Source organism: Paraburkholderia sp. WS6, assembly GCF_030464835.1.
In the GTDB taxonomy this organism is placed as follows: domain Bacteria; phylum Pseudomonadota; class Gammaproteobacteria; order Burkholderiales; family Burkholderiaceae; genus Paraburkholderia; species Paraburkholderia madseniana.
The window spans coordinates 213,200-226,977 of record NZ_JALQCK010000008.1 but is presented as its reverse complement, the minus strand read 5'-3'; the positions used below and the strand labels follow the sequence as shown (position 1 = coordinate 226,977).

Below are 13,778 nucleotides of genomic sequence, written 5' to 3'. Positions count from 1 at the left end.
GGAGACGAAATATGAAAAAAAATCTTGTTTGCGTGATGTTAACCTCGCTCGGTGTTTGTGCGGCGCACGCCCAAAGCTCTCTGACGCTTTACGGACGTGTGGCTGCTGATATTGATTTCGTGAACCACGTTGCGACTCCGAACGGCAGCAAAAACCTCTTTCGGTTTGGCAGCAATCAGTACGGGGCAAGCTTTCTTGGTCTTCTCGGCAAAGAGGATCTTGGCGGGGGGACGAAAGTAGTCTTCAACCTGGAAAATATGTTCCTTGCGGGAACCGGCCAGACAATCGGGGATGCTTACTGGAATCGTTATGCGTACGTCGGCCTGTCAAACGACACCTACGGCAGTTTGTGGGCTGGCCGTGCAATGGTGTTGTCGGACGCGACTGAGTGGTACCTCGATCCGTTTGTCGCACAGCAGACCAGCGTCCTCAACTTTTCCAGGTACCGCGGGACTGGACAGGCGGTGAACGCTTTGACCTACAATTCGCCGGAGATGCACGGTCTTTCGTTTCGCGTGCAAAACGGCTTCGGGAATACCGCTGGTAACTTCAAGGCATCGCGAACATTCAGTGCGAGCGTGCAATATTCTTTGGGCGGATTCACTGGCTACGGACTCTACGACGAGCGTCGGGACGCGAACGGAAACTTCTCGGGCCTGTACAGCAACTCGAGAGAGTATATGGCTGGTGCCACGTACCAGTTGCAGGCGTGGAAGTTCTACACGGGCTACCAGCAACTGGTTTCCTCGGGATCGGATACTGTCGTCGATTCGACCAACACCGTTGGTGCAACACGAGCGAGTCAGGAGTGGGTTGGCGTGTCTTATCAGTTCAATCCGGCACTTCAGCTACAGGCTGCGTGGTACCACACAAATGTCAACCACGGCGGCGGAACTGCCAACCTCGCTGCCCTGGGCGCGACGTACAACCTCTCGAAGCGCACATTTATCTACGTGGTGGTTGCCTCAATGTTCAACGGCGCAAATGCAGCGTTTCCTGTAGAGACGCAAGATTCGCCACCTGAGCAAGGACATAATCAGCAAGGTGGTTACATCGGCATCATGCACATGTTCTGATGTGCTTAGGAATGGCGCTAACACGCGATAACGTTATGAGGAAGTTGCGAAGCGGTGAAGTTTTGGCCTCTAATATCTATTAGGAGATATCTCGATGAAATGTAAGTTTGCGTTTTTGGTGTTTTGCCTTCTCACGTCAGCGTCAATCGGTGCTTATGCCCAGACAAGTGAGGCTTCTGCCCCAACGCCTCAATCAGCCAAGTCGACTAGAGCTGCCGATCGTGCGCTTTCGAAACAAGTTCGAGTGGCCCTGATCAAGGCGAAGATTGTCGACACACCGACCATCTTCGTGCGTGCGAAGAATGGATCGGTCACGCTCGCAGGCTCGGTCAGCGACCAGTCTCAAATCGAGCGTGCCGGCGAAGTCGCCCGAGGTGTAAGTGGAGTAAGCTCGGTCAACAACGCACTGACGATCCGTCAGCCCGGTCAATAGAATCAGACTGCTCTGGGTGTCATTCAATGGTCCGTGCCACCCAGACGGTCGTTTGCCCCCTAAACAATACAATTCATTGTAGGGATTGACGACCGCATCCAAAACACGCAGACCATCAGCCATCGTCTCTCTTTCCAGTGATTTTGATGAAGTATCTCAATCGACTTCACTAACTTCCAGAGCAGAAATCTGCTGGAACGGTCTGGCTTCAAGATCAGGTGACATACTCTGAACGACTCGTCTAAATTGATTGATCGCGACATTGGTGCTGGTCGCCGCCTTTCGCCACGCGATCCGCAGCTCATAATCGGGTAACGGATCGGTCAGGTATGCATAAGATGCGCCTGTAGAAAAGTTTTCAGCAACCCATTTCGGTGCGAGTGTCACACCGATCCCGGCGTTGACCAACGACATCAGGGTATGAAGCTGCTCAGCCTCCTGTGTCACCCTGGGCATGTATCCCGCCCCGGAACAGGCCGCGACAATCATCTCCAGCATCCGGGTCCGCTTACGCGTGGGGAACAGGACGAAAGGCTCAGTCGCCAGTTCTCGCAATGAGATGTCACGGCGACCGGCGAGGCGGTGTTGCTTAGGCAGTACAGCCACGAAGGGAGCAGCAGCGAAAGGTTCAGTACAGATATCCGCATCCAGTGGCGCAGGTGACGGAAAGATGGCGATATCGATCGCCGAGGTATTCAGCGCTTCGATCTGCGCGATGCGGTCAAGCTGCCGCAATTGCAGATCAATCGACGGAGCTTGACTGCGAAACTCACTCAAGATTGCCGGCAAAGTCGCCCAGAGCGCGACGTCAACGAAGCCGATCGTCAAGCGGCCGACCGTGCCGCGAGCGCAAGCGCGCACCCGTTCCAGCCCTTCGTCCGCCCGTTGAAGGATTGCATAGGCTTCTGGCAGAAAAATTTCGCCTGGCATGGTGAGACCTACCTTCTGGCCAATGCGTGTGAACAACGTGAAATCAAGCTCCTCCTCCAGGAGCTTGATTTGCCGGCTAACCGCCGACTGCACGACATTTACCTTTTCGGCCGCACGACCGAAGTGCAGCTCTTCGGCAACAGCCACAAAATATCGAATCCTGCGCAGATCCATGGGGATCACCTCAAGAGTCAAGTGCAACGTTTAGCAAGTCCAGCGTTTGGCAACTCACTGACCACGACGAACTCGGGCGCATCTCAACCAGCTAATAGACGATGCGCCGTGGCGTGCCAGTTCACGCAAAACTGTCGAGGCGCTTCGCCCAAACAGTCGTGCAATGGCCTATGTGGCGCCTCTCTAACGATGTTCGATCATGGTGACCGCGCGCTCTTCCGTGTTGAGCGTCTGTTTTGCAAACGTCAGTCCAGCATGTGTCCGAGCACGGCTTGTTTTGTTTTCAGATAGAAAGCGTTTTCGCTGTTTGGTGCCGTGACGAGGGGCACGCGTTCCTCGATGCTCAATCCGAACCCGGAGATGCCTTGATACTTGCGCGGGTTGTTTGTCATCAGCCTCATCTTTGTTACGCCCTGGTCATGGAGAATCTGGGCGCCAACCGCGTAATCTCGCGCATCCACCTGGAGACCCAACTGCAGATTTGCCTCAACGGTATCGAGGCCCTCATCCTGCAACGCATAGGCCCGAAGTTTCTCGGTCAGTCCGATGCCTCGCCCTTCGTGTCCCTTGAGATAAACAATAACGCCGCGGCCTTCTGCTGCAATCTGGCTCATCGCCAGATCAAGTTGTGCGCGGCAATCGCATCTGATCGACCCGAACACTTCTCCAGTGAGGCATTCCGAATGAACACGCACGAGAGGCGAGTCGTTTCCCGGCAATTCGCCCATTACCAACGCGGCGTGTTCCTGCCCAGTAATCGTTTCCTTATACCCATACACCGTAAACACACCATATCGGGTGGGCAGACGCGCGACCGACATGCGTTCTACGATGCATTCATGCTTGCGGCGATACGCAATCAAATCCTTGATCGTGATAATGGGCAGCGAATGTGTTCGCGCGAACGCCATCAATTGCGGCAACCTCGCCATCGTTCCATCGTCGTTGACGATCTCGGCCAGCAAGCCACCAGGCGCCATCCCTGCGAGTCGCGCGAGGTCAACCCCTGCTTCGGTGTGTCCGGGACGACGCAATACGCCGCCGCGCACCGCACGCAATGGGAAGACGTGTCCCGGCCGGTTAAACTCCGCAGCGTCGGCATTCTCGTCGACGAGTGCCCTGACAGTGATGGCACGATCGGCCGCCGAAATTCCCGTCGTCGTACCGATGCGATAGTCCGTACTCACGGTGAATGCAGTACCCATCGAATCGCTATTGTTCGCCACCATCAGCGGAAGCGATAGCGCGTCCAAACGCTCCCCCGGCAGCGATACGCAAAGCACTCCGCTCGTGTAGCGCACCATAAAGGCAATGTCGGCCTCAGTTGCGGCGTGCGCAGCCATAATCAGATCGCCTTCGTTCTCGCGGTTTTCGTCGTCCACTACGACGACCATCCGCCCGGCCGCAATCGCGCCAATTGCGGTATCGATCGAATCTGTCTTCACGTTCTGTCTCCTTCATTCCCAGATCAATATGGCACTGCGCCTGCGATCAGGCTGAAGCACCGTTCGTGAAACTACGAGATCTGCGGGCGGGAAAATCGCCGACAAAGTCCTGCCCGCCTGCGTCCGATAAAAAAACCCGCTCGCACCGCACATTGCCCCAGCCTGCGGCACGGGCCACAATTGCGTCAGGTTCTAGCAATCATTGCCGGCCTCGCGGCCTTGAGTGTTCGCCGGGTCGGCTCGGGCATCCGCTTCGGTCAGCACCTGATGCCTGGCAACCAATGGGACCGTGACCACCACTGCCTCAGCAAAGCGTCGCAATGCCTGCACCGAGCCATGCACGCTGCTGTATTCCTGCGTGCCGATGCGACCATCCAGCGTGATGTGCATCCCTGAAGCGATGGCCAGTTCGATAATGTCCATCAGTCGTCTCCTCCTACACATGGGTTCCCCGCTAATCCCGGCAAGCAATCGACCCATACGATGTGGTTCCAGGGTGCCAGTTTTGCCCCACACAACAGGTACATCTGCGTCGCGACGCAATTAATTCAGAGCGAACGTTGGCTTCTTCGAGGCAGGAGGAAAAACACTCCATGACCCATCGTCGTGACGGAAAAAGAATATTTTGATTGCAACACCGGCGCCAGTCGATTCGAAGCACACGCAGCGACCTACAGGCGAATGCACAGGCGATGATCGCGTAAGTCGATAGGTGCCGTCAGACGGGAAACCAAACCATTTCTCAATGAGCCACCGCAACGAATTTCCATCCGCATGCATTTTGGCCTCCTAATTTCCTTTACTGAATCACTCACCCCGCTTTGCCTTCTCGTCACTGACGACCGGATCCACTCGCGAGTCATCGGCGCGCGTACTGCCGCTCGCTTCGCACGTGGTGCGCTTCCTGAAGTGCCATGCTGGACGGCGTCGATGAGAATCATCGGCCTCGCCGCAATACTATCGGAGCGCCTGCGATATCCGTCTACGAGAACACAGCCGATTTTAAAATCATCAAATATCTATATTAATAATATTCAACAGCGTTTATTAATTGCGAATCAAGACGTCTCTTTCACTAACCAACACGATATTCGACGGGATCTGTATTCCATCTGTCCGAACTCTTCAGTGTGGCCAACTTCTTCATCCGAGCGAACTCCACGACTTGCCTGCCGACCGTTTCCAGAGAATCGGCTACTTTGGAATCGATACATTCATCGTTCACAAAGATTCCACCCGAGCTATTGATCGCGGCTCCAAACGGCGTAGGCCAGCCACGCAGGGCATGGGTAATTGTCCGCAATGTGACCAAGGTACTGCCAGTCGCCTGCCAGCCATAAGCCGTTGCTATCAGACCAACTGGAACACCCTCCAGATACGGGCGACTATCCTTGGCCGTCTCCTCAAGATAGTCAATGGCATTTTTCAGGAGTCCGGAAATCGTTCCATGGTACCCAGGGCTGGCAATGACCACTCCGTCGGCAGCCCTGATTGCTCTCAAAAGCAGGACCGCGCATGGGTTGTCGGCGGCATTCGACACAAGATAGTGGGGCAACGATGCAAGTACTTCGCCCCCAAACATCTGTACATCAGCCCCCGCACTCTCGGCCGCGGACATCGCAATCCTGAGCGATTTTTCAGTGGATGAACCCGGCGTAGACGTACCACCGAGGCCAACTATGAAGGGACGAAAGTTATCTTCGGACGACATCGTAAATCTCCAGAAATTGCTGAGGAAGCACGGACAGATAGCCCCTCGGATTCGCCATACTCGCCTTGATTACCGGGCATCATCCAGAAATGGGAGCGGCAAGTTCTTCAGGCCACATCACACTTCCATCGCGCCACGGATAGAACATAAGGAATCCATATCATTACATCATCACCGAACCAATCATTGTTCCCCGTGCGAGATCCCACGCGATCAACATACGGGGACTACATCAAAAATGCTTCCTCACATTGTCAGTTCAAACGGATCCGACCGTCATCCGAGTCACTGCGCAAAGTACTCGCCAACGATCAGTTCCAGCTGCTATTCAATGTCGACCGCGTTCAGTGACCCGCATCTTCTCGCCATCGAATTGCCCCAACTACCATTTTCGTTAGCGTTTCAACCAGCTCAGAGTCATCAATGTTTCGATTCAACAACTCCAGGTCACCATTTGCGACAACCCAGTTGTAGCAACTGAATTCAACCATCGAGCAAAGCACCGAGCTTGCAACTTCCGGATCAACGCCCTGGCAATAACCGCGACGCTGCGCGAGGCGAATTCGAAGGCTGGCGATGCGGATGCCCTGTGCACGAATCTGCCGCCACATGTCCGCGAACGACTCGTTCACCATCGCGGCCTGAAAGACCGCTACGGCAACCGCCCCGTGTTCGCGGTAAGCCCGCCAGAACGCACGCACCACCGCACGCAAATTGTCAAAGGGGTCCAGTTCGATCCCGCTGGGGGCGCCAATATTGTCTTGCACTGCGATCCGGAATTCCTCAGCAAGTGCCAGAAGCAGTTCCTCTTTGTTTCGGAAGTACTGGTAAAAGGAGCCGATTGCTTTACCCGCCTCTTCCGCGATATCACTAATCTTCGCGTTGTGATAGCCGTCTCGCGCCAACACGCGGCGGGCCGCAGCCTTGATTGCCGCTTCCGTCTTACTACGCTTCGTGTTTTCGCGAAAACGCCCCGCCTGTTCGATTGCCATGTCTGCGCTACCCACCTATCCGACTTCCATGCAGACAACTATAGCAGCCCGATATCTAAAATGAAAGTGAATTCACATTCATTTTTATATTGGGGCACGACCCTGACGCACCCCACCCTGATGCGCTTCAGTTCGAGCGGCTGGGCGTCCTGGTCAAAATCCGGAAAGACTGCACTTGTCGTGAGAACGCGGCCGGCTTACGGTCGCGGGTATATGTGTCCGACAAAGAATGGAGCTTCGCGGCACGCTATCTGACGCTGATGAACGTCACCGCGCCGCAGCGCAAATATGAGCTGCGCGAAATGTTTAATGCGTTACGCTGGATCGCGCGGGCCGGTGCGCCCTAGCGGATGCTACCCAATGACTTCCCGCCTTGGGAGTTGGTGTATCAGCAGACCCAACGCTGGGCTGTTTTGAGAACATGGTCTGCGATCTGCGCTCGATAATACGCGTGGCACAGGGACGGCGGAGGGCAACCCAGCGCCGTCATTCTGGATAGGCGCACGATGCAGTCAACCTGCGAGAGCGGCGCATGTGCGGGCTATGACGGTTATAAGCGCAAACGCGGCAGCAAGGTCCACATTGCGGTGGACACCTTGGGGCAATTGCTGGCCGTGCACGTAACCCCGGCCAATGAACAGGAGCGCGCACAGGTGGCAGAGCTTGCGCGTCAGGTCCAGCAGGTAACGGGACAAACCGTCAAGGTTGCATTTGCGGATCAGGGATACACGGGCGAAGAATCTGCACAGGCTGCACGCGATGAAGGATGAGGGACTGACGAGGCGCAGCGAAACGCGCAGCGCCGCGTAGACAATGGGCGTTGTCAGGTTGACGGAAAGCACGGGCTGCATTGCTTCGCGTTTCCGACGGCAGTGCTGTGCATGCTTCTCCGCAGCAGCGCACACTTCGGCGTCGCTCGCATCGAGCGCAAGCGGCGCCTGGTCCAGCTTCGTAATAGTCTGGAGAAGCCCCTGGTGCGCGCAGACGTGCTTCGCCCTCGCTTTACGACACCAGCGTTCCAGCTTTATGTAATAGCCACCCTGCGCCGCACTCACTATTATCAACGGATATTGAACAACGCTGACGCTAATGGTGACGCCGCGACGCGCATCCAATACCGCGATCCCGAACATCCGGACCGACATAATCCTTTGAGCCGGCATGAACAAAGACGCCATTCCTCGCCAAGGCCCCATAGACGAAGTGGACACCGTCTCATTGGCAGCCTCGCTCCTGTTCACGCACGGGCAGACCACGGAAAGGACGGTCGTCGCGGCGCAGCAACTCGGGCGCACCCTTGGCGTACCGGTCAGGGTGTTGCCGCACTGGGACGAACTCGTGGTCGAGCTTGACCACACCGCCTTCTCGGAAATTGTCCCGGCCGCGCCGCTAGGCGTAGACATGGGCAAGGTACTCGCCGTCCAGACAATCGTGCATCAAGTCTGCGACGGCGCCATATCGACCGCAGACGCGCGCCCGGCGCTCGTAGCGGCAGAGCGCATGCCACCCGTCGCGATATTCCGCTTCGCTCTGTTCGCGGCCATCGGCGCGGCGTCTCTCGGTGTGATCTACGGCGTGTACGATGCGGCGAGCCTGGCGCTGATCGCCCTGAGCGCCGGCGCGGGCGCCCTTATGCGTCGCTGGCAGGCGAAGCTTGGCAGCGACCCTTTTCTCGAACCGCTGACCGCGGCCACGCTCGCCGGCGTAATCGGTGCCGTCGCAGGTCGCCTCCACCTGTCAGACGCGCAATCGCTCGTCGCATTTTGCCCCTGCATGGTGCTGGTTCCCGGCCCGCATATCCTCAACGGTGCGATCGATCTTGCGCGCACCCGGATCACACTGGGCGTCGCACGACTGACCTATGCCGGTCTCATCGTGCTGATGATCTGTACGGGCCTGCTGATCGGGACGGCCGCTAGCGGCGGCGCCCTTCAGGCCGGTATGTCCGCGGCCGCGCCCGCGCCCTTCGCAGCCGATGTCCTCGCCGCAGGATGCGCCGTCGCGAGCTTCGGGACTTTCTTTTCGATGCCGTGGCGCCTGCTGCCCCTGCCAATCGTCATCGGTATGCTGGCGCACGCCGCGCGCTGGGCGCTCGTCTCGATCCTGAGCGCCAACGCTGCGATGGCGGCGTTCTTCGCCTGTCTTCTAGTGGGCCTCATCGTTGCGCCGCTCGTCGATCGCCTACGCCTGCCCTTCGCCGCCGTCGGCTTCTCTGCGGTCGTCTCGATGATGCCGGGCTTCTACCTGTTCCGCGCCGCAAGCACGCTGCTTGAGTTGGTCGCCGTCGGACCGCGCGCGTCAGCCGACCTTGTCCCGGCCCTCGTCGCGAATGGCGCCACGGCGTTCCTGATCATCCTGGCCATGACCGTGGGACTGGTTTTGCCTCGCATGCTGTTTGCGCGGTTCGCGACGGCGCGCCCGGCCTTCTGAATGACCTTCAAGCCCAAACCGCGGCGGATGGTTGTTGCCTGACCCGAAAAGCGGCCAGCTTCCGGGCGACAACCATGTGATTGTCCCTTTCGTTCGAAGCAACAAACGGTCACGAAGTTCTCGCACAACCTACGGTAGTCTGTCGGGATTGGTTCAGCAGCGGCGGGTCTGCGAATCGACTCCGCCAGTACGACAACGGTTATCGACACCTGATGGAGGGTACTTACTGTGGCTACGAACAATGGCGGTACGCTGTATGTCCTGCAGGCACGTCCACCGGCGATCATCGCTCTGTCGCCGGACGGTTCACACGAGGTCGTTCTCGGGAACCTCACGCGCACGCCCGACGGCATCAAGGTCGATTCTGAAAACCAGATGGTCTACTGGACCAACATGGGAACCGGCATCCATCTGGTCGACGGCGATCCGGCTTCCGGCGCCGTTCCCCCGAACGACGGCACGATCGAAAGCGCGAAGCTCGACGGCAGCGAGCATCGGGTGCTGGTGCCTTCCGGTATGGCCGGAACGCCCAAGGAAATCGTGCTGGATAAGGAAGGTGGTCACCTGTACTGGTGCGATCGCGAAGGCATGCGAGTCATGCGTGCGCGGCTGGACGGCACGGAGGTGACGGAACTCGTTCGCACCGGGAATTTCCCGGAGGATACGGCCGACGCGAAGCGCCATTGCGTAGGCATCGTCCTGGATAAGGCAAACGGGCATGTCTACTGGACGCAAAAGGGAGCGCCGGATGCCGGCGAGGGGCGCATCTTCAGGGCGGGCATCGAGCTGCCGCCTGGTGCGACACCCGATCGGCGCCCGGATATCGAATGTTTGCTGGCCGATCTGCCCGAGCCGATCGATCTCGATATCGATCACCGCGACACCATGCTTTACTGGACGGATCGCGGCGACGATACGCATGACGGAAACACACTGAATCGCGCAAGAATCACGGCGTCCGGACTGGTTGATCGCCAGGTGCTCGCCCGCGATCTGAAGGAAGGGATTGGCGTGTCTCTCGACTCACGGGGGCGCCGCGCATTTGTGACCGATCTGGGCGGCAACGTGCGCGAGTTGGACATCGATCTGAAGCAAGAAGCGCATTTCACCACCGTTGCTCATCTGGGTGTGCTGACCGGTATCGACTACGCGGAAGACATCTGAGTCGGATCCCTCAGAACCGCCCGGCTCAAGGCTCCTGACTAGTCGGCCTGAACAGGATTTCGTTCAGGCCGACGTCGCCCGGCGGGCTCATCGCGAAGGCCACCACGCAAGCGAACGATTCCGCGGGAATCATCACCCACGATACGTGGATAAAGTGGCTACCTAAAAATAGACAAAATCGGTCATTTAATAACACCAGTCGAACGCCTAATCTTCACTCACCGACGCCACGGCGTGGGTCCAACCCCCAAGGAGTGAATCATGGAACAACGTCTCGACTTCTACAAAGCCAACCCCGCTGCCATCAAGGCGATGCTCGGCGTCGAAGAACGCATCGGCAAATCGGCCCTCGAAAAATCGCTGACCGAACTGGTCCGTCTGCGCGCCTCGCAGATCAACGGCTGCGCGTTCTGCGTCGACATGCACGTCACCGACGCCCGCAAAGGCGGCGAATCCGAGCGACGTCTGGCCACCGTCGTAGTGTGGCGTGAAACGCCCTTCTTCACCGACCGTGAACGCGCGGCGCTCGAATGGACCGAAGCGCTCACGCTGGTGTCGCAAGAACACGTACCCGACGCCGTGTGGCAAGCCGTACGCCCGCATTTCAGCGACGAAGAACTGGTCGACCTGACGCTGCTGATCTCCGCCATCAACGCGTGGAATCGCTTTGCGATCGCGTTTCGCAAGATGCCGGCTTGAGCGCGCCGCCGCCACGCCCCTGCGAACCCTTTCTGCATAACCCTGAAGGAACGAAGTCATGAAAATCATGCACGTCGACGCGAGCGCCAAACGCGAGCGATCCAACTCGCGCGCGTTGAGCCAGCATTTTCTGGAGCGCCTGCGTGAAGAAGGTCTGGATATCGAGGTCGACTACCTCGACGTCACGGTCGATACGCCGCCGCATGTGAGCGAAGCATTCGCCATCGCGACCTACACGCCGTCGCATGAGCGCACGCCCGCCATGAAAGCGACGCTGGCGGCATCGGATGCGCTGTGCAAGCGCCTGCTCGACGCCGACGCGTTGGTCTTTGCCATGCCCATGTACAACTGGTCGATGCCCTCCGTGTTCAAGGCGTTTATCGACAGCATCACGCGCACCGGGCTGACCTACGTATTCACAGACGACGGGCGCATAGAAGGCCAGCTTGCGCGGCAAAAGGTGCTTTTCATCACAAGTCGGGGTGCTGACTTACGCGCCGAGCCCTACTCGTCGATGGATGCGCTGACGCCGGCGCTTAAGGCCGCATTCGGATTTCTGGGCGTCGCGGACCCGACCTTTGTCGACGCGCAGCCGTTACAGTTTTCGGATCAGGCCGCGCGGATCGAAGCACTCGAACGCGCGCGCACCGAACTCGCCGCGGTGGCGGCGCACTGGGCCAACCCGGCAAAGCCGGAGCCGGCCTCAGCATTGGCACTGAACAACGATGTCATGGCACTCAGCCAGGAGTAATCGCATGAAAATTCGTACGCTGACGGCGACGGTAGCGCTCGCCGGTCTCCCCTAGAACTTCGGATGACACTCGAAATTCACTGACGACGCATGCTCGGTCATCATCTGCACGCCGCTCACCGTTTCAGTCGTGACACTGCTCTGCATGCCGCGACGCTCGCAGTAGTCGCGCGCCTCGCTTATTGCGTGTTCATGCGCGCGCGCCCAGGCCATCTTCCCGCCGGTGGCGCTCGCCGCTACCGTGTATGTGCCGGGTTTGTCGGTCGCGACAACATCGGTCGTCGATGCGCATCCCACCAGGCTGGCGCACGCGACTACTGCCGCGATGAGCGCCCGCCCCCGCCTGGACAACGCGCTTCTGCGCTGCGGCACGACGGATGCCCGCTCCTGATCGAGCACGGAATCTGACACAGGGTTGAACATATTCGTCTACATTTTTTAACCGTTTACCAATCTCGAAATTATGCGCAATCAGGCGCGCGAGATCAGCTTCGTCACCTGAAAACACTGTTGCACACGCCTGAACAATCGCTGGCAGTCCACGCCAGGAAGGGGCTCCGCAAGTCCGCGGCACAACAGACGAACACCGCGTCCCCGCGGGCCTGAGCCCTGTTTCCGCGCCCCTTCTGTTTCATGCAATTTCTGCACTCTCCTCATACGAACAATGCACTGGCTTTATTCCTCTAGTTGACCGAAATTAGCACGGTCATTCCATTTTGCGGCGCGCAGGAGTCGGGTCGGAGAACCCCACCCGCGTTAACTCCGCAGCAAAGACTGTGCAATCGAGTCCGCAACCGGCGGATATAAAAAGAGGAGACATGCATGCGTTTTATCAACCATGGCGTTTGCGGAGCCACGCTGATTCTGGCCGCCGGTGGCGCCGCGGCCGCCGAGTCGAGCGTGACCTTGTACGGCGTCGTCGATGCGAACATCCAGTATCTGGACAACGGCGGCGTCCATTCGTATGCCGAAAAGAGCGGAGGCTCGACGGGCTCCCTGTTCGGCCTGAAGGGCACTGAAGACCTGGGCGGCGGCCTGAAGGCGCAGTTCACCGTCGAAACGGGCTTTAACGTGAACAACGGCGGCTTGTTCGCCGACACCTCGGCGCTCTTCTATCGTCAGGCATGGGTCGGCCTGAGCCACGACCAATACGGTTCGTTGACCATGGGACGCCAGTACGAGCCGAGTTTCCGGGTCATCTATCCGTCCGATCCGTTTCGCGCGAACGAAGTGTTGTCGCCGTTTTCGGCCAACGTCCTCGCAGTGGATCGGAACACGCTGTCGACGCAATACGATTCCGGCCGCGCCAGCAATTCGATCATGTATCAATTGCCGGATATGAAGGGCCTGAAGTTGTACGGCATGTATGCGTTCTCTGCCAGGGTGAGCCAGCCTGTGCCGGCCACGACCGGCAACATGCTGAACGTCGCGGCCACTTACTCGGGCTACGGTTTCTACGCGGGTCTTGCCTACGTGAACCAGCATCCGGGACAGGTGACCATCGCCGGCCTGCCCACGTCGCTGAGCCTGCTGGGCACTGAGCACTTCATCGGCGCGCTCGCTTACCGGATCGGTATCGTGAACTTCCAGTTCAACTATTCTTACAACCGCCCGCAAGACCCGGCGCATGGGTCGCTGGCCGCGCACCTTGGCACCGCCCATTCGCTAAGCATTGCGGAGTTGGGCGCGACGATTCAGGCAACCCCGGCCGATACGATCACGATTGCGGGCGTTCAGCGCAGCGTGCGCGGTGCGCATGACAATACGCCGAGCATCGAACTGGGCGTCGATCATTCGATCTCTCAACGTACGAGTTTGTACATGCGAGCGGGCTACATGAAGAACAACGGTACCGCCACGGTGAGCTGGCCGGGCGTGACCGTGACCGCACCCGGAACCAAGCAGATTCTTGCAACGGTGGGTATGACGCATCGGTTCTAAGGCAAATCGCCGCCGCTGGGTGGGGCGGCATG

The 13,778-nt window shown here is 58.4% G+C and carries 13 protein-coding genes and 2 pseudogenes; 8 read left to right on the top strand and 7 right to left on the bottom strand.

The annotated features are described in order from the left end of the window. Positions 1-11: 11 nt before the first annotated feature. Both M0D64_RS12715 and M0D64_RS12710 read left to right on the top strand, forming a co-directional pair. Entirely contained in the window at positions 12-1,076 is a 1,065-nt protein-coding gene (locus tag M0D64_RS12715) for a porin (protein ID WP_266257938.1), read from the top strand. Positions 1,077-1,170: 94 nt separating this feature from the next. Continuing rightward, a complete protein-coding gene (locus M0D64_RS12710; protein ID WP_266257937.1) occupies positions 1,171-1,509 on the top strand; it encodes a BON domain-containing protein in 339 nt (112 codons plus the stop codon). A 156-nt stretch (positions 1,510-1,665) separates the two neighbouring features. Here M0D64_RS12710 and M0D64_RS12705 read toward each other — a convergent pair whose 3' ends face one another. From M0D64_RS12705 to M0D64_RS12685, 5 genes are all read right to left on the bottom strand, one after another. Further along, on the bottom strand, positions 1,666-2,613 hold the full coding sequence (locus M0D64_RS12705; RefSeq protein WP_266257936.1) for a LysR substrate-binding domain-containing protein: 948 nt from the start codon (positions 2,611-2,613) through the stop codon (positions 1,666-1,668). Between the two features lie 245 nt (positions 2,614-2,858). After that, the gene (locus tag M0D64_RS12700) at positions 2,859-4,058 is read right to left on the bottom strand and encodes a bifunctional 3,4-dihydroxy-2-butanone-4-phosphate synthase/GTP cyclohydrolase II (RefSeq protein ID WP_266257935.1); all 1,200 of its coding nucleotides are present in this window, start codon (positions 4,056-4,058) and stop codon (positions 2,859-2,861) included. Between the two features lie 192 nt (positions 4,059-4,250). After that, on the bottom strand, positions 4,251-4,481 hold the full coding sequence (locus tag M0D64_RS12695; RefSeq protein WP_266257934.1) for a hypothetical protein: 231 nt from the start codon (positions 4,479-4,481) through the stop codon (positions 4,251-4,253). Positions 4,482-5,133: 652 nt separating this feature from the next. Beyond that, the gene (locus M0D64_RS12690; RefSeq protein WP_154559326.1) at positions 5,134-5,769 is read right to left on the bottom strand and encodes an NADPH-dependent FMN reductase; all 636 of its coding nucleotides are present in this window, start codon (positions 5,767-5,769) and stop codon (positions 5,134-5,136) included. A 344-nt stretch (positions 5,770-6,113) separates the two neighbouring features. Further along, positions 6,114-6,761, bottom strand: a complete 648-nt coding sequence (locus M0D64_RS12685; RefSeq protein WP_266257933.1) for a TetR/AcrR family transcriptional regulator — start codon at positions 6,759-6,761, stop codon at positions 6,114-6,116. A 260-nt stretch (positions 6,762-7,021) separates the two neighbouring features. On the opposite strand from M0D64_RS12685, the pseudogene M0D64_RS12680 reads away from it, so the two are divergent. The 3 genes and pseudogenes from M0D64_RS12680 to M0D64_RS12670 all read left to right on the top strand — a co-directional run. Further along, a pseudogene (locus tag M0D64_RS12680) lies at positions 7,022-7,519 on the top strand (transposase); the annotation flags it as partial. Between the two features lie 403 nt (positions 7,520-7,922). Beyond that, entirely contained in the window at positions 7,923-9,191 is a 1,269-nt protein-coding gene (locus M0D64_RS12675) for a threonine/serine exporter ThrE family protein (RefSeq protein ID WP_266257932.1), read from the top strand. A gap of 228 nt (positions 9,192-9,419) precedes the next feature. Next, complete coding sequence (locus tag M0D64_RS12670) at positions 9,420-10,355, top strand: hypothetical protein (protein WP_266257931.1); 936 nt, start codon at positions 9,420-9,422, stop codon at positions 10,353-10,355. Positions 10,356-10,380: 25 nt separating this feature from the next. Here the strand turns inward: M0D64_RS12670 and M0D64_RS12665 are convergent. After that, positions 10,381-10,485, bottom strand: a pseudogene (locus M0D64_RS12665) (oxidoreductase); the annotation flags it as partial. Between the two features lie 131 nt (positions 10,486-10,616). Between M0D64_RS12665 and M0D64_RS12660 the strand changes: the two are divergent. Next, entirely contained in the window at positions 10,617-11,054 is a 438-nt protein-coding gene (locus M0D64_RS12660) for a carboxymuconolactone decarboxylase family protein (protein ID WP_154559323.1), read from the top strand. A 58-nt stretch (positions 11,055-11,112) separates the two neighbouring features. Continuing rightward, positions 11,113-11,805 (top strand): FMN-dependent NADH-azoreductase, encoded by a 693-nt coding sequence (locus tag M0D64_RS12655; protein ID WP_266257930.1) that lies wholly within the window; start codon positions 11,113-11,115, stop codon positions 11,803-11,805. 51 nt (positions 11,806-11,856) lie between these two features. On the opposite strand, the gene M0D64_RS12650 is transcribed toward M0D64_RS12655, so the two are convergent. Further along, on the bottom strand, positions 11,857-12,228 hold the full coding sequence (locus tag M0D64_RS12650; protein ID WP_266257929.1) for a hypothetical protein: 372 nt from the start codon (positions 12,226-12,228) through the stop codon (positions 11,857-11,859). Between the two features lie 399 nt (positions 12,229-12,627). Here M0D64_RS12650 and M0D64_RS12645 point away from each other — a divergent pair, with 399 nt between their 5' ends. Beyond that, positions 12,628-13,746: a porin gene (locus M0D64_RS12645; RefSeq protein ID WP_266257928.1), complete on the top strand. Its 1,119-nt coding sequence runs from the start codon at positions 12,628-12,630 to the stop codon at positions 13,744-13,746. Positions 13,747-13,778: the final 32 nt, after the last annotated feature.